This is a genomic window from uncultured Winogradskyella sp., assembly GCF_947496485.1.
GTDB lineage: Bacteria > Bacteroidota > Bacteroidia > Flavobacteriales > Flavobacteriaceae > Winogradskyella.
In genome coordinates, this window is the sequence record NZ_CANMCZ010000001.1 from 1231443 (window position 1) to 1254634 (window position 23192).

Below are 23192 nucleotides of genomic sequence, written 5' to 3' on the forward strand. Positions count from 1 at the left end.
TATTAATAAAAATACGGCTTTTCAAATGATTAGGAAATTAAGCTGTTTTTCAAGAGTTTCTGTAGTGTAATATTGCTTTGGGTTGGTCTATTATTGTATTTTTGCGGTGTTTAAAAGGCTCTTAGAAAGCTAAATAAAGTATTGGTATACATCCAAAATGAAAGATAAATTTTTCAACTACATACAAGAATTACAAGACACAATTACTTCCAAATTGGAAGAAATTGACGGTAAAGGAACCTTTAAAGAAGATCTATGGAAACGCCCAGAAGGTGGTGGGGGTAGAACCCGAGTGATTGAAAATGGTAAGGTGTTCGAAAAAGGTGGAGTAAATATTTCTGGTGTACACGGTAAATTACCAGATTCTATGCAAAAATACTTTGGTGTTGAAGATGCTGATTTTTTTGCTTGCGGATTAAGTTTAGTATTACACCCTAAAAACCCAATGGTGCCAACAGTTCATGCGAATTGGCGTTATTTTGAAATGTATGACAAAGAAGGCAACATTGTTGATCAATGGTTTGGTGGTGGGCAAGATCTAACACCATATTATCTATTTGATGAGGATGCGAAACACTTTCACCAAGTTTGTAAAACAGCATGTGATAAATATAACCCTGAATTCTACTCAAAATACAAAGCAAGATGTGATGAGTATTTTTATAATACCCACCGAAATGAAGGTCGTGGTTTAGGCGGTTTATTCTTTGACTATTGCAAAGCATCGGATGAAATGACTATGCAAAATTGGTACAACTTTGTTATCGAAGTTGGAGATAGTTTTTTAGAAGCTTATGTACCAATAGTTGAAAAACGAAAAAATTTATCATACACTAAAGAGCAGCGTGATTGGCAAGAGATTCGTCGTGGCCGTTATGTAGAATTTAACTTGGTACATGATAAAGGGACTCTATTTGGTCTCAAAACCAATGGGAGAATAGAAAGTATTCTCATGAGTTTGCCACCACATGTACAATGGGTATATAATCATCATCCTGAAAAAGGAAGTAAAGAGGAACGCTTAATAAAAGTTTTACAGAATCCTGTGGATTGGGTTTAAACTACTTCCAAACGGTCAAGTCATCAAGATTATTTTTCAACTCATTAGTATGATGAAATAATCTTGCTTTTAACAATAAGCGCCGTCCTTCTGGTTGACGTGTAAAAATGAGTTTACTTTTCCCCATAAACCGTATCCAATTTTTATGAAATAACGTGGCATCCTCCTTATTCTTTCCAAAAACATCAGGAACAGGATAAAAATTTTCAATATTCAATCCCTTCTTTAAAATATTAGTGTTCACAATAATATATCGAGGCGATTTAACAGGCTCTAAAAGCTCTGTAAGCGTATTCAAAAAGAAAGCTTCTTCATAATTACTCGCGCCTTTTAAATTACAAATTACAACACCATTATACAGTTTTTCGGTATGCACTTTAACATGTTCTCTTCTGGAGTTTAAAATGTGTATGGCTTCCATAGTCTCTAAAATAGCCAATCCCATTTGTTTAAGCTTTTTATGTAGAAAACCATGACGTAGATAATAAATAATTGTTTTATAAAGCTTATAACCAAAAAAAGCTAATGTAACTAAACCTATTAGCTTCATCCCATTCAATAATTTTTGATTTAGTGTTAAGTTGAAGGCTGTAATTATCGTTCCGAGAAAAAAGATGAGGAGTAGTAATACAATTTCTATGGCCACTAATTGTGAAGCCTTTGCAAAATACACCTTTCGTTCAGATTTAAATTCGGGTTCTTTAAAATCTTCAAGTTGTAACTGACGTGTTAATTTGCTTCCGCTTCCTATAGAATATTTCCATTGTGTTGTGGTATCACTCCGATTTCCTGAACGTTCAATTGTGGTCGTATTTAAATCTTCAATGGTGTTAGCATCAATCTCTTTAGGAATTCCTAAACGCTCATAGCCATCTGTTATGAAAGATACTTTGGTGTTAGTGACACCAACAAAAGCTTCGAATCGTCGCTTTAACAATTCAATCTCTTTACCTCCATATTTATCTGTCGGATCGATACATGCTAAGTGCCATATATTACTAGTCTTTTTTGGTTTATTGGCATCTCGACGAATTGCTCTACCTCTCATCTGATTAGATGAAACAAAAGAACCTACAAATGATGCTAAAATGAGACTATTAATAGAAGGTGCGTCCCATCCTTCGCCTAGCAAGGCTTTTGTGCCAATGAGAACTTTTATAATACCATCTTCAAACAATCTTGTCATAATTCCCACAATGGCTTTACTAGAGCGATTTGAAGCATTAACCAACACAAAATTGTCATCACTTTTTAAAGGTATAAATGTGAATGACTCATCTTTGCTACATGCATTTATGGCATGAATAATGGAATGGTGAATAATAACAATACTACCTGTAAGTACAGCTAAATCAAAGTTGTTAACAGAACTCGTTCTGATATAATGAAATATAGGTAGCACACCTATCTTATCAATTTGATCCGTATTTTCTGTTGAGGTATTTAAAAACTCTTTTCTTACATAATCGGTTAACACCACACAACTTAGATCCTCCCCGAGTGATAAACGTTCTGCATTTACTATTTCAACAATACTTTCTAACTTACTTGGGCTAAAGGCTAAGGATTTATAGAGTGATTCGTTACCTATCAGATTAACTTTATTATTGTCAAAAACATGAAGTCGTCTCAGTTGTTTTTCTAAGCTGAGTAAATAATCCTCATGCCCTTCTAAATTTTCACGATCTGTTACTAATAGGTTTTGTAACAGAATCTCTAACCAATTCAAATCTAATTCTGGAAATTGAATCCTGTCTGATTTAAAAATGCCTAAAGGTTCTAATTTATTCTTGTCAATCGCAACACCAATAGTATGAAGTGTTATTAAAATTGAAGAAAAAAATGCGGTGTTTGAATATATAGTATCCAAATGACTTAAAGGATCTTTATGTAAACGATGCTGTTCCAATATTGAAATAAAAGCGTCGTCATGTAAAACATTAGTTTTAAAATCAGCAATATTATTTCTGTAAGTAGTTATAAAATTAAGCTCGGAATCGTAGGGTTTTGAAAAATATATAAAATCCTGATGTGGACTCAAATCCTTTTCTCGTATTAAGTCTGGAACAGAAATTTCGTCATCAACCTCTCCACAGAGTGAAAAATATTTACTAACTTCTAAACGACTACTATCATAAGGAGGGGTTGCTGTTAGGGCTACTATAAAATATAAGCTGCTTTTTTTTAGCTCCATTAAACAGGTCCACCATGCATTTTTTAAATGATGAGCTTCATCTAAAACGATAGTTTCTATATTCTGATCTTTAAAATAGGCTAAAAAATCATCCTTGTCTTCAAAAGACTTATAAAAAGAATGTAATGACTGATAGGTAGAGAATGTGACGTCACTCAGTTGTTTTATATCTAAAGAACAAAATTCAAAACGCTTATTATCAGTAAAAAAGGTCTGTAATCTATCTTGCCATTGATTTCTAATTGTTAGTGTTGGTGTAAGTACTAATGTTTTTTTACCTAGTCTTCTTAAAATCTCAATACCTAAAATAGTTTTACCAGAACCTGGAGGTGCAATAACATGAAAGTGATGATCTGCAATATGAGCTTCAAAATTTTTTAGAAGTTTATCTTGATAACTGCGCCAAGCAAACTGAAATTCTAAAACACTAAGTGATTCTAACAATAAAAATGGGTTTTAATGATTAACTTTGTATTTCATAAAAGTAATCATTATCCTGTTAATTTTAGATTGATATTATGTTTCCAATACGAAGAAATAGACGCTTAAGAACCAACGAAGCGATTAGAGGTTTAGTAAGAGAAACAATCATCTCTCCAAATGATTTTTTAGTACCACTTTTTATAGTTGAAGGCAAAGGCATTAAAGAGGAAATTGCATCAATGCCTAATTACTATCGCTACAGTTTAGATCTACTTAAAAACGAAGTAAAAACATTATGGAGTTTAGGTTTGAAATCCGTTCTTCTTTTTGTAAAAGTAGATGACTCCCTCAAGGACAATAAAGGCACAGAAACTTTAAACCCAAACGGATTAATGCAACGTGCTATTAAAACAGTTAAAGATGCTTGCCCAGAAATGTTGGTAATGACAGACGTCGCTTTAGATCCATTTTCTTCTTATGGTCATGATGGTATTGTTGAAAATGGAAAAATAATAAATGATGCTACAGTCAAAGTTTTAGCCGAAATGAGCATTTCGCACGCTGAAGCTGGAGCAGATTTTGTAGCTCCGAGTGATATGATGGATGGACGAATATTAGGCATCAGAGAAGCTTTAGACCAATCTAATTTTATTGATACCGGGATAATGAGTTACTCGGCAAAATATGCTTCAGCTTTTTATGGTCCTTTTAGAGATGCTTTAGATTCTGCACCTGTGGATATGGCAGATGTCCCAAAAGATAAAAAGACCTATCAGATGGACTTTGCAAACAGAGATGAGGCTATTAGAGAAACTGAAATGGATATTAACGAAGGTGCAGATATCATTATGGTTAAGCCTGGACTTTGCTATCTTGATATCGTTAGAGATATTAGAAATAGTTTTGATGTACCTATTGCTGTTTACCAAGTATCTGGTGAATATGCAATGTTAAAAGCTGCTGCTGAAAAAGGTTGGTTAGATCATGATGCTGTAATGTTAGAACAGATTACCTCTATTAAACGTGCTGGTGCAGATATCATTGCTAGTTATTTTGCTAAGGATATTGTACGATTAATTTCATAAAGGCTTTTATCTCTCAGCTTCTTTAATCGTGTATGTTTTTTCTAAGTAACCTATTTTACCATCTTTAGAAATAGCTTCGACTATTACGGAAACTTCCCCTATGTGATCGTCGTTATAAAACTCTAAAGTATATTCCCCATTAGCATCTAACGTAATATCTGGTGACCAATGGATTACACTTCTGTTATCTGGTATCACCCAATCTTGGTTTGAAAGCGTTTCATAATTTGGAGTATAAAACGCTATAGATTCTGAAAAGCCCTTTATAGTATTTGTAAGCACACCCTTAGATTTGATATTTTTATTCAGTCCATTCTTTGAAAATGTGTATATATGAATATAGCTTAAAACTTTAGGAGCTAAATCACCACTTCTACTATTTAAAAGAACAGGTGTATACCATACATCCCCAAGATATTGTGAAGGTCTTTTTGCCTTTTTAATTAAATCAATACTTTCTACGTCATTTATAGGGATATTGCCTAAATATCGATAATCTTCAAGGTGAACAGGTTTGCCATCTAATAAAACTAGCGTCAAATCTGATCCAACAACAGTAGCAATCATTACTTGTCCATATCTACCAACTCTTTCAATCCTAACAAGATTAGGGTACAATACTTCTAAAACACTATAAATACCATATTCTCTTTTTGGTGCTTTTTTTCTTAGCTCTTCACCTTCAATAACTGCAGATGGCTCACCGTTACGCTCAATAGATTTCTCTCGGGCAGGTGTCAACTTATAGCCCTTTATGTTAACTTCATCTAGAGCTACCATATTATTCGCCACTTCAAAATCACGTTGTATTTTATTTTTCACTTCTACACGCTCAGTAAAAGTTGATATAATCTCACTTGGTAGATCAACCGTTTGCTCTCGTTTAAATTCTATCTTAGGGTTCCACTTTTTATCTATGTTAATCCTAAAATCTATAGGTTTCCCCTTTTTATCTACAACCTGCATAAAGAGTTCTGTATTAGAATTATATATATCTTCTACTTCAAAACAATATTTACCACTAGAGTCTATCTCTTGCTTATAAATATCAACTGGCTCTCCATAGATAAACATATTGATGTCCAAAGGCTTTTTTGGTCGTTTCTTTGGGTTAAAATATTCACCAATTGTGCCAGACACTACAAGACGCTTTTCTGGCTTATAAGTATAATGGGTATTGGCCGAGATCTTTTGGTATTTATAAGTACGCCAGCCCTGACTTAGTAATAATGCATCCAAATCGAGCGCCCTATCATGGTTAGTACTGTCAAAATAATATGTTGGGTCTTCGATGAAACCTTTAAGCTCTGAACTCAATAGCAAATGGGATACCAAATTGGGCCTGTAATTTCTTGAGGCATCAACTCTTTCTTTATCGATGACCAAAACCGATAAACTTGTCCCTTCTGCCTGTAAACTATCCAACTCTATCTTTAAGGTTGTCTTCTCTCTTTGACTATAGCTGTCCCTATCACTTTTTATATCTAATACCAGACGATTGTTAGGTTTGGTATTAAATACTAGTCGTTCGTTAATAACTTGATTGTTATTGTCTACCACACTAATCTTAACGATACCTTCTGGAAGCGATTCTGATGAGATAAACGTTGTTATTTCATCTTTGTTCTTGAAACTTAAATCGTGATATTTTACACCTCGCGATTCCGTCTGAATTCTAATATCACCTTCTGTCTTTTTATTTGAGGCCAATAATATTCTAATGTCGTCCTTTAACCTTACTACAGAAAGAACTCTACCTGTATTTTTAGCTATTGGCAAACTATATTTATAAACCACATCATTAATACTAACTTCTGCATAGTAGTTATGGCCAGTTTTTGGTAATAGCTTAAATGTCCCTAAGCCCAACTTATTGCTCTTAAAACTGGTAATAGCATTGCCCTGTCCGTTTTTAATCTGTCCAGATACTTTATATCCTAAACCTTGGTAATCTAAGGCTTTAAAAGCTACTGTGCTCAAAAGGTTATTGACCAATCTACCTCCTTCTGGGAAAAATTGAACATCTAGGTAATCCTTGTCTATTACTATGGATTTACTGTAACTATCTAAATTATCAGATTCAAACATTTCACCCGAAGCCCCTTTATTAAAACTTAATTTTGTCCATGTCGTGTTTTCTGGCAAGGTGTAATTCAACTTATAGATACCATCCTTAGTCCTATTAAGCTCAACAGAATCTATGGTGTTGCCAGTATCTATATATAACTTTAACTTACCTCTATATTTTGGATTAACAGACCTAGGATTAATATCTGCCGAAAGCGTCTTATCCTCTCCTGCATTAACAACAACGTTTGTTATTAGGCTTTTAGGCTTTACTATTTCATCTAAATTAAATACATCTATCGATTTGCTAAAGATAAAGTCTTCCTCAAAGTTTCGGTTCCAATTCGTGTAAGCTCTGATTAAATATTTTCCTGTGCTATAGCTTTTTTGCAGTTCAAAAGCGCCACTGGCTGTTCCCTTTTTTAACTTTAACAGTTTTTTCTCAACAATAGCCTCATTAGAATCTATCAGTTCTACATGCAAAATTTCGCTGACATCCGATAGACTATTATCGTAAGACTTTGAAACTATAGCTTTGAACCAAACCGTCCCTCCTGTTTGGTATATAGTATTGTCCATCTGAAGATATATCTTTTCGGCTAAGCTGGATTTAGTTAAAGAGGGTTTTGTAATGTTGTTAACCAATTGGGCATTTAGAGTTGACGTAGGAAAACTAAATACTATAAGTAATAAAAGTGTTGTCTTGTGAAATTGCATGTCATAAAATTCAATTAGCGTTGAGCTTCCTTTATGTTATATGTTTTTTCTAAATAACATAATCTTCCATCTTTAGAAATCGCTTCGACAATCACTGAGACTTCACCTATGTGGTCATCGTTATAAAATTCTAAAGTATATTCCCCATTAGCATCTAACATTATATCTGGTGACCAATGAATCACGCTTCTATTATCTGGTATTACCCAATCTTGGTTAGTTAAAGTGTCATAATTAGGAGCATAAAACTCTATGGACTCAGAAAATCCTCGCATATTACTTGTCAAGGTACCTTTTGCCTTAGTTATACCAAAAAAACCTTTTTTTGAATATGTGTAAATATTTATTAAGGCTACACGCTTAGGGCATCCACGAGCACCAGGAAAAGCGGCAGCACAATATCTGTTTTTGTCCTTTGGTTTTCTCAATATATCCATGCTTTCAACTTCTTCTACAGGAAAATCTTGTAGATCTGGATAGTTACCAATAAAGATTGGAATGTTATCAACCAATATATAGGTAAAATCATAGTTTTTAACTTTTGCTAATAACCATTGGCGACCAACAGGTGGTCCAACAGAAATAACATCGACCTCATCCCTAAACTGTGATTGTAATACACTAAAAAGTCCATAATTCCAATCTGGTGCTTTTTCATTGAGCTCTTTTCCTTCAATAACAATATCTGGTTCTCCATGTAAAGCAATAAACTCTTCTCGAGCAGGTGTCAATTTATACCCTTTTATATTGACTTCATCCAACGCAACGGTATTAAATGCAGTTTCATATTGCTGTTGAATTTTATTTTCATTTTCAGCACTTAGTACAAAGTTCGATTTTATATAACTCGGTAAGTCAACAGTCTGCTCTTTATGTATTTGTACCTTAGGTGACCATTTTTTATCAACATTAATATTAAAGTCTATGGGTGTACCCTTCTTATCTACGACCTGCATAAATAGTTCTGCACTAGACTTGTAAACATCTTCTAACTCAAAATAATATTTCCCTTGTGGTGTAATTTCTTGGGTATAAGTATTCATTGGTTCCCCATACACAAATAAGTTAATGTCTAATGGGTTCTTGGGTTTTTTATTTGGATTAAAATACTCACCAACAGTACCTGAAACTGTTAAGTTCTTTTCTGGTTGATAAGCATAAGTTGTATTTGGTGTTGTTTTCTGATATTTATAGGCTCTCCACCCTTGGGTCAACATTAACGCATCAATATCTAACCCTCTATCTTTATTTTGCTTATCAAAATAATACATTGGGTTTTCTACAAAACCTTTTAATTCAGAATTCAATAATAAATATGATAAAATATGAGGCCTAAACCCTTTAGAAGATTCTGCCCTTTCCTTGTCTAGAACTAATACGGATAGGTTGGGTTGGGTTGGTTTTTGTAAACTGTCTAGTTTTAAACTTAAACCTACTTTATCGCGTTGCATGTAAGAGGTTTTATCTGAAGTCAACTCAATATTTAATCTATAGTCTTCCCTATTGTTAAAAAACAAACGTTCACATACTATTTGTTTATTATCATTTACTACTGAAAGTTTTACAATGCCATCTGGTAAGGTTAGTCTAGGTATTGATACATTAATAGTGTCTTTATAACTAAATGGAAGGCTATGGTATTTTACACCCTTGGCTTGTGTTTGAATAATAAAATTATCTGATGATTTACTGTTTGAGGTAATTAATAACTTAATCTCATCTTTTAAATTTACAGCAGACAGAACACTTCCTTTGTTCTTAGCTAATGGTAGGTTAAATTTATAAACAACATCTTCAATCGTAATTTTCGCAAAGTAATTTGCCTCTTTTTGAGGTAATAATTTAAAGGTGCCCATTCCTAAATCATTACTATTAAAAGTAGTGACCTCATTACCCAAATTATCTATGATCTTTCCTTTAACTTTTTTACCCATGCCATTGTAATCAATGGCTTTAAAACCAACTGTACTTAAAAGATTATCAACTAGGTTGCCACCTTCAGGGAAAAACTGAACATCGAGATAGTTCTTGTCTATGATTATAGTTTTACTATATACATTATCCTCTTTTTCTATAAAGCTGTTTTTATCAGAATTGAACTTAAATTTTAGTTCGGCTTGAGTGGCGTCTTTAGGAAGTTCGTAGTCTAATTTATAGATATTATCATTGTCTTTTTTTAGCTCAATGGAATCTATTACTGAGCCCGTATCAATGTACAATTTTAATTTACCCTTAAACTTTGAGTCTATAATTTTAGGGTTAATATCAGCCGAAAGCGTTTTAAAATCACCTGTACCTACTGTAATATTTATTATTGGGGTTTTTTGCTCTACTTTTTTTTTGAGGTTGATAACATCTATACTTTGTGTGAATATAAAATCATCATCAAAGTTTCTGTTCCATCTGGTATAAGCTCTTATTAGATACTTTCCTGATGTAAAGCTTTTTTCTAGGTCAAAATTGCTAGAAGCAATACCATCTTTTAATTTAAGTAATTTACTGTCAACAATAATCTTATTGGAATCTATAAGTTCTACATGTAGTATTCCGCTAATATCAGATAAACTGTTATCGTAAGACTTTGAAACGATTGCTTTAAACCAAACCTTCTCTCCTGTTTTATAAATGGTGTTATCTATTTGTAAATATATCTTCTCTGCTAAACTGTGTTTACTTAAAGATGGCTTAGTGACATTATCAATAATTTGCTGTGCACTTAATGAAGTGGCAAACAGTAATGTGAAAATTAATCGTAAAAAATATGTAGTTGCTCGACTCATAAAATACGCTTTTTGTTGACTTTAATTTACAAATATTTATTGATACATCAAAAAATTCCCACAAAACAGATGATAGATATCGTTAACTCAAAAATAGATGTGATAGACTTTGTTAATTGAAATTAAACTGCAAGTGGCGAAACCTTACTATCCTTTAGCCTCTTAAACAAGCTAGGTTAACGGAAGGTTAACCTAGGTCATTTCTTTTTTTGTATGAATTCTTCGTTCTAGATTTGTACCATCATCAATCATTAAAATCATTTAATCATGAGAACTTTAAACAACAATCAAATCACAGAAAGAGATCAAAGAACTAAAGCGTATAGCTGGAACACCAAAAGACGTTTTAGATAATGATTCTTAATTACAAAACAGAGTTTACTAAATTCATCAATCAGAAAATCAATCAACCATAAAACTGTGAACTCTGTTTTATTTTTAACTTACGGTATCGTATGAAAAGAAAAATCAACCTTTTAATTATAGCTTCAATTATTGGTTTAATAGCACTTTCTATTATTCAAGGCTATCTAATTAACAACACATATAAATTAAAAAAGAAGGCTTTTATTACTGAAACCAGACGCTCTATTTCTCAAATAGACGATTTTTCACCAGCCTTAGATTCACTTGCGGACTTTTGGCAAGAAAACTTTATTAATACAATAGTAGATTACAAATTTGGCTTGGTTGAAAGAGGTGATGTTGTCAAGGGTTTAGAACTTGTTATAGACTCTATTAATGACACTTACAGAGTAGAATACCAAAAAGAGTTGGTGAAAAACAACATCCCATATGGCATAAAATTTCATAAAAAAGTAAAAGCCATCATTTTATTAGACTCCATACAAAACGACACCATTTTTGATGTTGAAAAAACCAATAATCGAATTGTATTAGGAGATCCAATACCTGAAGATAATGCATTAGGTGTTAGTACTACACTTTGGCAAACTGATCACACTTCTAATAGAATCATCAATGGAGAGGATAAAGAAGTTTTCTTTTATTTAATGTTTCAAACTCAAGATAAAATGGATATTGCTGGCTGGAAGAAAATTGTCTTTAAGCAGATGCTAGGTCTTTTATTATTATCCTTACTCATATTCTCAGTGGTTATTGGGCTACTGTACTATTCTATCAAAAGTCTAATTATGCAAAAGAAAATTGCAGATATAAAAACAGACTTTGTAAATAATATTACACATGAATTAAAAACACCTTTAGCAACACTAACTCTAGCAACTAAAATGCTAAATAAAGATGAGGTGAAACAACAACCTCAGTTGGTTGACAATACTATAAATACAATTGATCGTCAGAATAAAAGACTTCAGAAACTCATTGATCAAGTGTTAAATAATAGTTTAGGTTATCAGGAGATTCAGCTTAAAAAAGAATCCGTTAATATCGAAGATTACATCAATACAGTTTTAGATGACTTTATGTTATCAATGAAGACTAAAGATGTGAAATTAAACAGAAATTTTTCAATAACAAGGAAGATCATAAATCTTGATAAATTCTTTACAACAACAGCGCTCTTTAATATTCTAGAAAATGCAGTAAAATATTCAGGAGATAATATTGAAATTGATTGCAATGTTGAAACTAGTAATGCTTTAACAATTTCAATCAAAGACAATGGTATTGGAATTTCTGAGAAAGACAAAAAACAGGTGTTTGATAAATTTTTTAGAGCCGGAAACAAAGAAATACATGACGTAAAAGGTTTGGGTCTTGGGCTTTATTACACTAGTCAAATAATAAAAGCACACAACGGGACAATTGCTGTCGAAAGTAAAGATAGTAAGGGCACAACCTTTATTTTAACTATACCGTTTAATTAAAAAATCTGGCATCATGAAACACATTCTTTTAGCAGAAGATGATTTAGACTTTGGTAACATCCTAAAACAGTATTTAGAGATTTCTGGTTACATCATTACTTGGGCGAAGGATGGAAAAGAAGCATTAGAATTGTTCAAAAAAGAAAGCTATAATATTTGTGTGTTTGATGTTATGATGCCAAAAATGGATGGATTTACGTTAGCAGAAAAAGTGATTGACTATAATCCTGAAACCCCTTTTATTTTCTTAACTGCTCGTAAATTAAAAGAAGATAAGATTAAAGGCTTAAAGCTAGGTGCAGATGATTATATTGTTAAGCCTTTTGAGGCAGACGAACTTGTTTTAAGGCTAAATAATATTTTAAAGCGTACCGAAAAAGCATCAACCCAATTACAGCAATCTGAAACTGTACAAATTGGAACTTATAGCTTTAATACAACACGTTTAGAACTGACTTGTAATAATTACAAAAAACAACTCACACAAAAAGAGGGTGAGCTTATTTTATTTCTCTTCAATCATAAAAACCAACTTTTAAAACGCGAAGACATATTAAAATCAGTTTGGGAAAATGATGATTTTTTCTCTGGTCGTAGTATGGATGTTTTCATCAGTAGACTCCGCAAATATTTTAAGCTAGACCCTTCTATTTCTATTGAAAGCATTAGAAATGTTGGCTTAGAATTTAAGGTAAGTTAATAAGGCATATATACTTGGTTAATGCTAGGTTAACGCCTAGCATTTTCTTTTTTACACCAATTTTGTCCTATACATTTGTATTGTTCAATCATTAAATACGAATATTATGAATTTCAAAAAATCAAAAAACTTAAACAGAAGTATCAGAATTGTGGAGGTAAAAAGAACAGTTTGTTTAATGCTAGTTATGGCATTATTTTCAACATTTAACGGTAATGCACAAACGGTTCCAGATCCGCCAAAACCACCAAAAACTGAAAAAGGCACATCCTATTCTATTTCAATAGATAACGACGACGACGTTACCAACAACAGTTCAGTATCTATCTCAATTTCTGATGATAGTTATAAATTCAGAGCCAGCTATCACAAATCTAAAAATGAAAGCGTAAAAGCTATACTATTAGAAAAGTTAGGAAAAGCTAATCTGAAAATTAATGGTAACACATATTTATGGTCAGACAACCAAAGTGGTGACGAGGTTTTTGAATGTAAATTAACCAAAGGACATCTAAGAATGTATGTAGATACTGAAGTCGCATCAAAAGGCTTTGTAGAGAAAATCAACAAATTAGGTAATGAGTTAAAGTATTTTATCTCTGGTACTGATCCCAAAAAAGAAGAAGCAAAAAAAGCAGAACGTGCTAAACGAGATTTAGAAAGAGCAGAAAGAGAACTCGCTAAAGCAAAACGCGAATTAGCTAAAGCAGAACGTGAAGCAAAACGCGCTAAAGGGAATTAATCATCCTAATCAATCAAAAAATCGAAAGGCCATTAACGTATTACGTTAATGGCCTTTTATATTCAAAATACCTAAGAACAAAATTGAGTAATACATTTAACTATTCATTTTGTAACTTTGTGATAACTAAACTTCAATATCTTTAATGGGCTTACTCATTTTTTACGCTGTCATTTCTATCTTTTTCTCATTTTTATGTTCTATTCTCGAAGCTGTATTACTTAGTATTACACCTACGTTTATTAATATTAAAAAGAAAGAAGGTAAAGCTTATGCTACTGATTTAGAGGAACTAAAAAAAGATGTAGATCGACCATTAATCGCTATACTCACCTTAAATACTATTGCACACACTGTTGGTGCAATATTAGTTGGTGTACAGGCAAAAGTGGCTTATTTAGAAATTTATGGTACTACCAAACGCACCATTTTAGGTATAGAGTTTACCGAAGATTTAATGGTAGGTGTCGTTTCTACAATAATGACGATTTTAATTCTAGTCGCTTCAGAAATCATTCCAAAAACAATTGGTGCAACCTTCTGGAAACAATTGGCAAACTTTACTTCTAAAGCTCTAAATGTTTTAATATTTCCTTTAAAATGGACAGGTATTTTATGGCTACTTCAACTCACCACAAAACTAATTGGAGGGAAAGGACATGGTAGTGTTTTGAGCAGAGAAGGTTTTGTTGCTATGACTGAAATTGCTCATGAAGAAGGTGTTTTTGAAGAAAATGAAAGCAAGGTTATCAAAAACTTACTCACCTTTAAAGAAGTACAAGCAAAGGACGTAATGACTCCTCGCACTGTTATGAAGACTGAAGATGAGAGCATGACTATTGAAGCCTTTTTTAATGCAAACTCAAATATCAGATTTTCACGCATACCAGTATACACAGAAGATGCAGATAATATTACTGGTTTGGTTTTAAAAGCTGAAGTATTTAAGGAAATGGCTCTTGGTAATGGTTCTAAGCCTATAGCAGAAATTAAAAGAAATATCATTATTGTAAATCGAAATTTGCCAATTCCAACATTATTTGAGCAACTCGTAGAAAGCCGAAACCATTTAGCTTTAGTCGTTGATGAATATGGTTCAGTTAGTGGTTTGGTAACTATGGAAGATGTTATTGAAACATTACTTGGGCTCGAAATTATGGACGAAAGTGATAATGTCTCAGATTTACAAATGCTTGCCAGAAAAAGCTGGGAAACCAGAGCTAAACGTTTAGGAATAATAGAAAATGATAATTCCGGAGAGTAATGCAAACTTGCTTTATTGAAACACCTCTTGGTATTGCCAAAATTGTTGGAGACGACAATGGTATAGCATCAGTTTCAATATTAGACACTCAACATGAATTATCTTCCGTAATTCCAGAGACACTTTTGGAATGTGTTACCCAACTCAAAGCCTATTTTAAAAACGAACGCAAAACTTTCAACTTAAAACTTAATCCAGAGGGCACTGTTTTTCAGAAAAAAGTATGGAACCAACTAATTATGATTCCTTTTGGTAAAACAATCTCTTACTTAGAACTATCCAAACAAATAGGAGACGTAAAAGCAATTAGAGCTGCTGCCAGTGCTAACGGTAAAAATCCTCTTTGGATAATTGTGCCCTGTCATCGCGTTATAGGAAGTGATGGAAGTCTAACAGGTTACGCTGGTGGTTTGCATAGAAAGCAATGGCTGCTCAATCATGAAAGTGAATACAAACAGCAATCTCTTTTTTAATTAGACTTTCATTATATTTAAGTTTTAAATCATATTTATGAAATTCCTAAAAAAAACTCTCAAGTTCATTGTCGTTTTACTTGCCCTTATTGTGGCTGTGTTATACATTACAGATACAGATTATCTTATAAAAGCTGTGAGAACAATCTATATGAAAGGTCATACCACAGCTTTTTTAGAAGATTATAAAGAGTTTGATAACCAACAAATCGATATTGCAACACCTCAACCTTGGACAAACCATAAAGACTATAATACTGTAGCAGAAACTCCAGAACTAAAATCAATAAATACAGCAACCGGCACTATTGCGTTTGTAATTATAAAAAAAGATAGTATATGGTTCGAAAAATACTATGATGGTTTTAATGAAGATTCTAAATCAAATAGTTTTTCGATGGCAAAAAGCTACGTTTCAGGATTGATGCAAAAAGCCATTCAAGATGGTTATATAAAAAGTTTAGACCAACCTGTTTGTGATTTTTTACCAGCATTTTGCGAAGGTAAAGCAGCAAAAATGACTGTTGGGGATTTATCAAGTATGAGTTCTGGTACCAATTGGGATGAAGCCTATTATTCTCCTTTATCAATAACTACTCGTGCTTATTTTGATGATGATTTAGCTAAGGTAATGAACGGTTTGAAGGTTGTGGATGAACCAGGAAAAACCTTTAAATACGCTAGTGGTGACACACAAATGCTGGCTATGGTTATTGAAAAAGCCAGTGGTAAAAAACTTTATGATTATTTTGAAGAGAGCTTTTGGAAACCTCTAGGCGCTGAAAATGAAACCCTTTGGCAAGTCGATAGTGAAGACCATGATTTGGTAAAAGCCTATTGCTGTATTGCCAGCAATGCTAAAGATTTTGCACGCTATGGGAAACTCTTTAAAAATCATGGAAAATGGAATGGAAAACAATTTTTAGATTCTGCTTTTGTAGCAAAATCTGTAAAACCACGCTTTGCTGACAACCCACAATATGGTTATGGCTGGTGGTTAGCTGAGTTCAATGAAAAAGAAGTGTTTTATATGCGTGGCCACCTAGGGCAATATGTTATTGTAGTACCAGAAGATGATGTTATTGTAGTAAGGCTAGGTCATAGCATTGCTAAATCAAATCCTGATGTGGATCCACACTCTGCTGATTTTTACTCACTTTTGGATGAGGCTTATGAAATGCTAAACATGTAATCATGATATCCAAACTCAATCTTGAAAACATATTATTCTTAGATATTGAAACCGTTCCAGAAACGGAAAGTTTTTCTGAATTAGACAAAACAAAGCAAGAACTTTGGGATGCAAAATCTAGGTACCAACGCAAAGAGGAATTTACTGCCAAAGAATTCTATGATAGAGCCGGAATTTGGGCTGAGTTTGGGAAAATCATCTGCATTTCTGTAGGCTATTTTAATATAGAAGGTGATGTAAGGACATTTCGAGTGACTTCTTTCCATGGAGATGAAGTAAAAATCCTAAAAGACTTCAAAAACCTGTTAATTTCACATTTTAGTCAAAACAAGCATCTATTGTGTGCACACAATGGCAAGGAATTCGATTTTCCATATATCGCAAGACGAATGATTATTCATAATATAGAATTGCCATATAAACTTAATCTTTTTGGTAAAAAACCTTGGGAAGTACCGCATCTCGATACTTTAGAACTCTGGAAATTTGGCGATTACAAGACGTATACGTCTTTAAAACTATTGACTAACGTATTAGGCATTCCTTCACCAAAAGACGATATTGATGGTAGTGAAGTATATCGTGTTTACTATGAAGATAAAGACATAGATAGAATTATTACCTATTGTGAAAAGGACACAATTGCGGTTGCTCAAATTTTCTTAAGACTAAAAGGAGATGAATTGCTTCACGAGAATGAGATAAAACACATATAAAAAAAGTCCTGATTTTCATCAGGACTTTTTAAGTATTATATTAAACAGTTAGTGTTATTGCTTAATGAATTTTTTGGTCATTGCTTCATCTCCATCATTAACTTCAATAAAATACATACCAGCTTTTAAGCTAGAGACATTTATTTCTTTAAGAGAATTACCTTTTAGTACTGTTTGACCTAATATATTAATAATTCTAAATGACGCTTCCTCTCCTCCAGAAATTTTTACATATAGAGTATTACCTTTAACTGGGTTAGGATAGATTACGAAATCTTCTTCAGAATCAAAATCATTACCTGTATCAACAGCTCTAATGAGCTCTAAAGTATCTCCTTTACTTCTTGAACCAGTACCGATTCCAGTTATAGTTACCTGATCGATATAGACCTGATCATTATTTCCTGAAGCATCACACTGAAATCTAAACTGTGAGTTACTTGCAAAATTATACTGCGAAGCATCTAATGTGACCGTTGCTGTATAGAAAGTATTATTATTAAAGTTTGTGCCTCTAGCATAAGTTGCAACTGTAGTCCAAGATGAACCATTGTAATAACGTACCCAGAAATCCTCGCCATTTTCCATACTATTAGCATAAAAATAGAATTCTACTTCAACTTGGTTGTAACTTCTTAAGTCAAATGACGGTGATGTCATTGCAGATCCTGTACCAGAGTTATCTCTAATTCTAATTGAGTAATTACCTTCATAAGAACGAGATCCTGAATAACGGAAACAATCACTTCCTCCATCAGACCAGCCGTCCCAGCCAGTTTCAAAATAGCCTTCATTTAAAACATCAGAACCTCCTGTAGAACATGGTGCACAAGCTGAACCTCCACAATCAATACCAGTTTCATCTCCATTTTGTATACCATCTGTACATGTAGGAGGTGTAACACATGGTGCACAAGACCCTCCACAATCTACTCCAGTTTCATCTCCGTTTTGTACTCCGTCTGTACATGTTGGCGCTGGTGCTCCGCCTAGACAGAAATCTGTAGCTTCTGAACTAGTAAATGAACCACCTGAAGCTAAACTTCCTGAAGCATCTGTAATAGAATAAGAACCATTACCATAAGAACAGCAAATACCATCACCATACGCATCCGTGATTGTAAATGTATAGCAATCATCTGGTAAACATAAATCTTCACTTACTGAGGAACCATCAGGATTTGCGGCTGAATACGACCCTGAAGCTACAGTCTGATTACTACTATTTGTCAATGTCCAAGCTGTTTCTTCTGGATAATTATCAAATGTAATTGATACATTAACTTGGTTTTCACTGCAACCTGTTTGACAAGGTGCACATGATGAACCACCACAATCAACACCAGTCTCGTCACCATTTTGTACACCATCTGTACAAGTTGGTGCCGTTCCGCCTCCACCACATTTATCAGATAGAGCTAAACTACGTCTAAAACCACCTGAGGCTAAAACAGCTCTCATTCTATTGGCTTGTCCTTGTGTAAATAAGTTCATACAAGAATCATTAGTGTAATCCATATAGTTCTGAACCATATCTGTACTACCACAAGATACTTGCCCTACAGGACATCCACCGTTTGAAGTTTGGTGGGTTGGTGTATCACTTACAAAATCATTACCACAGTTGGCGTCACCCCAAATATGTCTTAGGTTTAAAAAGTGACCAACTTCATGAGTAGTTGTTCTTCCACCATCAAAAGGTGCAGATACATTTCCAACACGTCCAAAATAATTATAAGCCATTACTACTCCATCAGTAGCAGCGCTTCCGCCAGGAAATTGTGCGTAGCCTAAAATTGTACGTCCACCGCTTGTCATTCTTGGAACAATCCACATATTTAAATATTGGCTAGTATCCCACGGGTCAACTCCACCTTGTGAAGCTCTCTTCATATCGTCACTAGTTCCCCAATCTTGGCGAGTTGTTGATTTTCTTGTAATACCTGTTGTTGTATTTCCATTAGGATCAACGGTTGCCATACAAAATTGTATCTGTGAATCTGCAGCCTGTGACCAAGTATTATCAGCATCAGGATTTGTTCTTCTAAAATCTTCGTTTAAAACATCGATCTGAGATTGAATTTGGGCCTCACTAATATTCTCAGTACTATTTCTATATAGTACGTGCACAACAACAGGAAGAGTAATAATATCACCCTCAATGCTTTTGCCTTGCATTGCTTGAATTTTAGCCTCCGTAAAAGCCTCAATGTCATTCATTCGCTTTTCTAAATCTGGATCTAATTGTTTTCGATACTCAAGATTTTCCATTGTAGAGCATTCTCTCTGTTGTGCAAACACTAATGTAAATCCTAGAAGCAGAAAACTTATTAATGTTAGTGTAATTCTGTTTTTCATGTAAAATAATTAAATGGTTAAGGTTTTTAATATTAAAAACCGACCGAAAATATTAAAATTTTGTTAATATGAAAATTTTACGAAAACGATTTCGATGAAATACATAAATGTTTTTTTCGTTACGGTTTTTCCACAACACTTTTGAAGAAAATAATTACATTTACCTATGGCAAATGAAAAATTACTTGAGGTTGAGTCTTTAAATATTTCTTTTTTTAAAGACACAACTGAAACACAAATTATAAATAACATTTCCTTTGAAATTCAACCTAACGAAATTGTGGCTGTAGTTGGCGAATCGGGTTCTGGTAAATCTATTTCTTCGCTAGCTCTAATGGGCTTGTTACCAAAAGGGATTTCAAAAATTACAAACGGTACCATTACGTTTAATGGACGAAACCTTGTTAAGCTTTCAGACAAAGATTTTCAAACGATAAGAGGAAATGAAATTGCCATGATTTTTCAAGAACCCATGAGTTCCTTAAATCCTTCTATGCGCTGTGGGAAACAGGTTGAAGAAATTTTGAATCAACATTTAAAGTTATCACATTCAAAGGTAAAAACTGAAGTCTTAAGTTTATTTGAAAAGGTAAAACTTCCGAATCCAGAACGCATTTACAAAGCATATCCTCACGAAATTTCTGGCGGACAGAAACAACGTGTTATGATTGCTATGGCAATTGCTTGTAAACCTAAATTATTAATTGCTGACGAACCCACAACAGCTTTGGATGTTACGGTCCAAAAAGAAATATTGGAGCTGTTAAAAACAATTCAACAAGAAACAAAGATGAGCGTATTGTTTATCTCTCACGACCTGTCATTAGTTTCCGAATTGGCAGACAGGGTTTTAGTAATGTATCAAGGCGACATAGTAGAACAAGGAGCAACTGAAACCATATTCAATACACCAATACATAATTATACGAAAGCATTAATTGGAGCAAGACCTTCAACCGAATTTAGATTAAAACAGTTGCCAACTATTTCTGATTTTATGTCTGACACTGTGAGTAAAGTTATTGTTTCTGATGCCGATAGAAAGAAAAATCATGAAAAGCTATATAGCCAAGCTCCTTTGTTAGAGGTTGTTGATGTAGAGAAAACGTATTTTACTAAAAAAGGTTGGTTTACAAAGGACAAACCTTTTAAAGCAGTTAACGGAGTTAATTTTAAAGTATATCCTGGCGAAACGATTGGTTTGGTTGGAGAATCTGGTTGTGGCAAATCGACTTTAGGAAATGCTATTTTACAACTCGATAAAGCCACTTCTGGACAAATTATATACAAAGGAAAAAACATTACTGATTTGAGTAGTTCAGAAATGCGGCAACTTAGAAAAGATATTCAAATCATATTTCAAGATCCATTTGCTTCATTAAATCCACGATTAACCGTTGGAAATGCCATTTTAGAACCTATGAAAGTTCATGGTATTGGAACATCTGATACTGATAGGAAAGAGAGCGTTTTGGAAATTCTTGTAAAAGTTGGTTTGGATTCATCAGCTTTTAATAGATATCCTCATGAATTTTCTGGAGGACAACGACAACGTATTGGAATTGCCAGAACTATTGCTCTAGAACCTCAATTAATAGTATGCGACGAATCTGTTTCGGCACTAGACATATCTGTTCAGGCTCAAGTATTAAATCTATTAAATAATTTAAAGGAACAATTTGGGTTTACATATATATTTATTTCGCACGATTTAGCCGTAGTGAAATATATGGCCGATCAATTATTAGTAATGAATAAAGGGAAAATAGAGGAGATTGGTGATGCAGACATAATATATGAATCACCTAAAAAGAATTATACCAAAAAGTTAATTCATGCTATCCCAAAAGGTTTATAGCATGAATATCTTTTTGGCTAACTTTAAGACATTTGAGACTAACTCCAAAGTGTCTTCGAAATATGAAAATTCTTGATTTTCGTTTAAAGTTGGTTCTGGTAGATTTGATTTAGACTTCATAAGCAGTAATTCATGGTAGATTTGGGGCAAAAAGGTAAATCAGGTTAATTTATATTCGTTTTGTTTGGGACTGCAATATGAAACTATATTTCATTTTATCAGTCTAAATACATTATAAATCGATGAAATACATATTTTTTTAACATTTAACGTATGTTGTGAAGTTTTTACCTACAAAAAAGCCACTAAATTTTTAGCGGCTTAATCTTATTTTTCTCTTAAAGTTATAATTTCATTTCAGGTATTTCTCCATCAATAATCAAAGTACCCTCTGTTGCATTTTTAATTTCATCGACTGAAACCCCAGGCGCACGTTCCAAAAGTTTAAATCCTTTAGGTGTTACTTCTATAACAGCCATATTGGTAACTATCTTTTTTACACAACCTACTCCTGTTAAAGGTAATGAACATGTTTTCAGTAACTTAGAAGCTCCTGCTCTATTGGTATGCATCATAGCAACAATGATATTTTCTGCACTTGCCACCAAATCCATAGCTCCGCCCATACCTTTTACCATTTTTCCAGGGATTTTCCAATTAGCTATATCACCATTTTCTGACACTTCCATAGCTCCAAGTATCGTTAAATCAACGTGTTGTCCTCTTATCATTGAGAAACTCATTGCCGAATCAAAGAAAGACGCACCAGGTAATGTTGTAATGGTTTGTTTGCCTGCATTAATAATGTCTGCATCTTCATCTCCTTCAAATGGAAATGGTCCCATTCCTAAAACACCATTTTCACTTTGAAATTCAACTTCAATATCATCTCTAACAAAATTGGCAACTAAAGTTGGAATACCTATTCCAAGATTAACATAGTAACCATCTTTTACTTCTTTTGCAATACGCTTTGCTATTCCGTTTTTGTCTAACATAACTATGCTCTTTGTCTAACTGTTAGTTGTTCTATTCTCTTCTCATATTTTTCACCTTGAAAAATACGCTTTACGAATATACCTGGTATATGTATTTGGTTAGGATCTAATTCTCCTACAGGCACTAACTCCTCTACCTCAGCCACTGTTATTTTAGCCGCACCACACATATTTGGATTAAAGTTTCTTGCTGTACCTTTAAAAATTAAATTTCCAGCAGCATCACCTTTCCAAGCTTTTACAAAAGCAAAATCTGCTTTAAAAGCATGTTCTAATACATACATTTTTCCATCAAACTCTCTAGTTTCTTTTCCTTCAGCTACTTCTGTTCCATAACCAGCTGGTGTATAAATAGCAGGAAAGCCAGCTTGTGCTGCTCTACAGCGTTCTGCTAGTGTACCTTGAGGAATTAATTCTACATCTAATTCGCCTGAAAGCATTTGACGTTCAAACTCATCATTTTCACCTACATAAGATGAAATCATTTTTTTGATTTGCTTTTGTTGTAGAAGTAATCCCAAACCAAAATCATCTACACCTGCATTATTAGAAATACAGGTCAACCCTTTTACATTGCGTTTTACTAATTCTGCTATTGAATTTTCAGCAATACCAGACAAGCCAAATCCACCGAACATAAAAGTCATGTTGTCAGAAACACCATTTAGCGCTTCTACCACACCTGATACTTTTTTATTGATCATAAATTAAAATA

At 33.4% G+C, this 23192-nt stretch carries 16 protein-coding genes; 10 read left to right on the plus strand and 6 right to left on the minus strand.

Going from position 1 to position 23192, the window contains the following annotated elements; translation table 11 throughout:
* Positions 1-157: 157 nt before the first annotated feature.
* Positions 158-1060 (plus strand): oxygen-dependent coproporphyrinogen oxidase, encoded by a 903-nt coding sequence (gene hemF, locus Q0822_RS05215; RefSeq protein WP_299121044.1) that lies wholly within the window; start codon positions 158-160, stop codon positions 1058-1060.
* Position 1061: 1 nt separating this feature from the next.
* Here the strand turns inward: hemF and Q0822_RS05220 are convergent, their stop codons facing one another.
* The gene (locus Q0822_RS05220) at positions 1062-3698 is read right to left on the minus strand and encodes a DEAD/DEAH box helicase family protein (protein ID WP_299121047.1); all 2637 of its coding nucleotides are present in this window, start codon (positions 3696-3698) and stop codon (positions 1062-1064) included.
* A gap of 74 nt (positions 3699-3772) precedes the next feature.
* Between Q0822_RS05220 and hemB the strand changes: the two genes are divergently transcribed.
* A complete protein-coding gene (hemB, locus tag Q0822_RS05225) occupies positions 3773-4762 on the plus strand; it encodes a porphobilinogen synthase (protein ID WP_299121050.1) in 990 nt (329 codons plus the stop codon).
* 6 nt (positions 4763-4768) lie between these two features.
* Here hemB and Q0822_RS05230 read toward each other — a convergent pair whose 3' ends face one another.
* Both Q0822_RS05230 and Q0822_RS05235 read right to left on the minus strand, forming a co-directional pair.
* Positions 4769-7546 carry a hypothetical protein gene (locus tag Q0822_RS05230; protein WP_299121053.1) on the minus strand — a complete coding sequence of 926 codons (2778 nt, stop codon included), beginning with the start codon at positions 7544-7546 and terminating at the stop codon, positions 4769-4771.
* A 14-nt stretch (positions 7547-7560) separates the two neighbouring features.
* On the minus strand, positions 7561-10326 hold the full coding sequence (locus tag Q0822_RS05235) for a hypothetical protein (protein WP_299121056.1): 2766 nt from the start codon (positions 10324-10326) through the stop codon (positions 7561-7563).
* Between the two features lie 455 nt (positions 10327-10781).
* Here Q0822_RS05235 and Q0822_RS05240 point away from each other — a divergent pair, with 455 nt between their 5' ends.
* From Q0822_RS05240 to Q0822_RS05270, 7 genes are all read left to right on the plus strand, one after another.
* Positions 10782-12176, plus strand: a complete 1395-nt coding sequence (locus Q0822_RS05240; RefSeq protein WP_299121059.1) for a HAMP domain-containing sensor histidine kinase — start codon at positions 10782-10784, stop codon at positions 12174-12176.
* A gap of 13 nt (positions 12177-12189) precedes the next feature.
* Positions 12190-12876: a response regulator transcription factor gene (locus tag Q0822_RS05245; RefSeq protein ID WP_299121060.1), complete on the plus strand. Its 687-nt coding sequence runs from the start codon at positions 12190-12192 to the stop codon at positions 12874-12876.
* A gap of 106 nt (positions 12877-12982) precedes the next feature.
* Positions 12983-13618, plus strand: coding sequence for a hypothetical protein (locus Q0822_RS05250; protein WP_299121063.1), 636 nt, complete (start codon positions 12983-12985; stop codon positions 13616-13618).
* Between the two features lie 145 nt (positions 13619-13763).
* Positions 13764-14882 carry a CNNM domain-containing protein gene (locus Q0822_RS05255; protein ID WP_299121066.1) on the plus strand — a complete coding sequence of 373 codons (1119 nt, stop codon included), beginning with the start codon at positions 13764-13766 and terminating at the stop codon, positions 14880-14882.
* Positions 14882-15355 (plus strand): methylated-DNA--[protein]-cysteine S-methyltransferase, encoded by a 474-nt coding sequence (locus tag Q0822_RS05260; RefSeq protein ID WP_299121069.1) that lies wholly within the window; start codon positions 14882-14884, stop codon positions 15353-15355. The genes Q0822_RS05255 and Q0822_RS05260 overlap by 1 nt, the downstream gene beginning before the upstream one ends.
* Before the next feature lie 37 nt (positions 15356-15392).
* A complete protein-coding gene (locus Q0822_RS05265; RefSeq protein WP_299121072.1) occupies positions 15393-16547 on the plus strand; it encodes a serine hydrolase in 1155 nt (384 codons plus the stop codon).
* 2 nt (positions 16548-16549) lie between these two features.
* A complete protein-coding gene (locus tag Q0822_RS05270; protein ID WP_299121075.1) occupies positions 16550-17263 on the plus strand; it encodes a 3'-5' exonuclease in 714 nt (237 codons plus the stop codon).
* A 54-nt stretch (positions 17264-17317) separates the two neighbouring features.
* On the opposite strand, the gene Q0822_RS05275 is transcribed toward Q0822_RS05270, so the two are convergent.
* Positions 17318-19621 carry a M43 family zinc metalloprotease gene (locus tag Q0822_RS05275; protein ID WP_299121078.1) on the minus strand — a complete coding sequence of 768 codons (2304 nt, stop codon included), beginning with the start codon at positions 19619-19621 and terminating at the stop codon, positions 17318-17320.
* 166 nt (positions 19622-19787) lie between these two features.
* On the opposite strand from Q0822_RS05275, the gene Q0822_RS05280 reads away from it, so the two are divergent.
* Entirely contained in the window at positions 19788-21479 is a 1692-nt protein-coding gene (locus tag Q0822_RS05280; protein WP_299121081.1) for an ABC transporter ATP-binding protein, read from the plus strand.
* A gap of 344 nt (positions 21480-21823) precedes the next feature.
* Here Q0822_RS05280 and Q0822_RS05285 read toward each other — a convergent pair whose 3' ends face one another.
* Both Q0822_RS05285 and Q0822_RS05290 read right to left on the minus strand, forming a co-directional pair.
* On the minus strand, positions 21824-22477 hold the full coding sequence (locus tag Q0822_RS05285) for a 3-oxoacid CoA-transferase subunit B (protein ID WP_299121084.1): 654 nt from the start codon (positions 22475-22477) through the stop codon (positions 21824-21826).
* 2 nt (positions 22478-22479) lie between these two features.
* A complete protein-coding gene (locus Q0822_RS05290) occupies positions 22480-23181 on the minus strand; it encodes a CoA transferase subunit A (RefSeq protein ID WP_299121086.1) in 702 nt (233 codons plus the stop codon).
* Positions 23182-23192: the final 11 nt, after the last annotated feature.

Bases quoted from the DNA above. Each gene is read 5' to 3' on its own strand.
- hemB (WP_299121050.1), top strand. From the start codon at position 3,773: ATGTTTCCAATACGAAGAAATAGACGCTTAAGAACCAACGAAGCGATT.
- Q0822_RS05275 (WP_299121078.1), bottom strand. From the start codon at position 19,621: ATGAAAAACAGAATTACACTAACATTAATAAGTTTTCTGCTTCTAGGA.
- Q0822_RS05270 (WP_299121075.1), top strand. From the start codon at position 16,550: ATGATATCCAAACTCAATCTTGAAAACATATTATTCTTAGATATTGAA.
- Q0822_RS05285 (WP_299121084.1), bottom strand. From the start codon at position 22,477: ATGTTAGACAAAAACGGAATAGCAAAGCGTATTGCAAAAGAAGTAAAA.
- Q0822_RS05245 (WP_299121060.1), top strand. From the start codon at position 12,190: ATGAAACACATTCTTTTAGCAGAAGATGATTTAGACTTTGGTAACATC.
- Q0822_RS05290 (WP_299121086.1), bottom strand. From the start codon at position 23,181: ATGATCAATAAAAAAGTATCAGGTGTGGTAGAAGCGCTAAATGGTGTT.
- Q0822_RS05240 (WP_299121059.1), top strand. From the start codon at position 10,782: ATGAAAAGAAAAATCAACCTTTTAATTATAGCTTCAATTATTGGTTTA.
- Q0822_RS05230 (WP_299121053.1), bottom strand. From the start codon at position 7,546: ATGCAATTTCACAAGACAACACTTTTATTACTTATAGTATTTAGTTTT.
- Q0822_RS05255 (WP_299121066.1), top strand. From the start codon at position 13,764: ATGGGCTTACTCATTTTTTACGCTGTCATTTCTATCTTTTTCTCATTT.
- Q0822_RS05235 (WP_299121056.1), bottom strand. From the start codon at position 10,326: ATGAGTCGAGCAACTACATATTTTTTACGATTAATTTTCACATTACTG.
- Q0822_RS05260 (WP_299121069.1), top strand. From the start codon at position 14,882: ATGCAAACTTGCTTTATTGAAACACCTCTTGGTATTGCCAAAATTGTT.
- hemF (WP_299121044.1), top strand. From the start codon at position 158: ATGAAAGATAAATTTTTCAACTACATACAAGAATTACAAGACACAATT.
- Q0822_RS05265 (WP_299121072.1), top strand. From the start codon at position 15,393: ATGAAATTCCTAAAAAAAACTCTCAAGTTCATTGTCGTTTTACTTGCC.
- Q0822_RS05280 (WP_299121081.1), top strand. From the start codon at position 19,788: ATGGCAAATGAAAAATTACTTGAGGTTGAGTCTTTAAATATTTCTTTT.
- Q0822_RS05250 (WP_299121063.1), top strand. From the start codon at position 12,983: ATGAATTTCAAAAAATCAAAAAACTTAAACAGAAGTATCAGAATTGTG.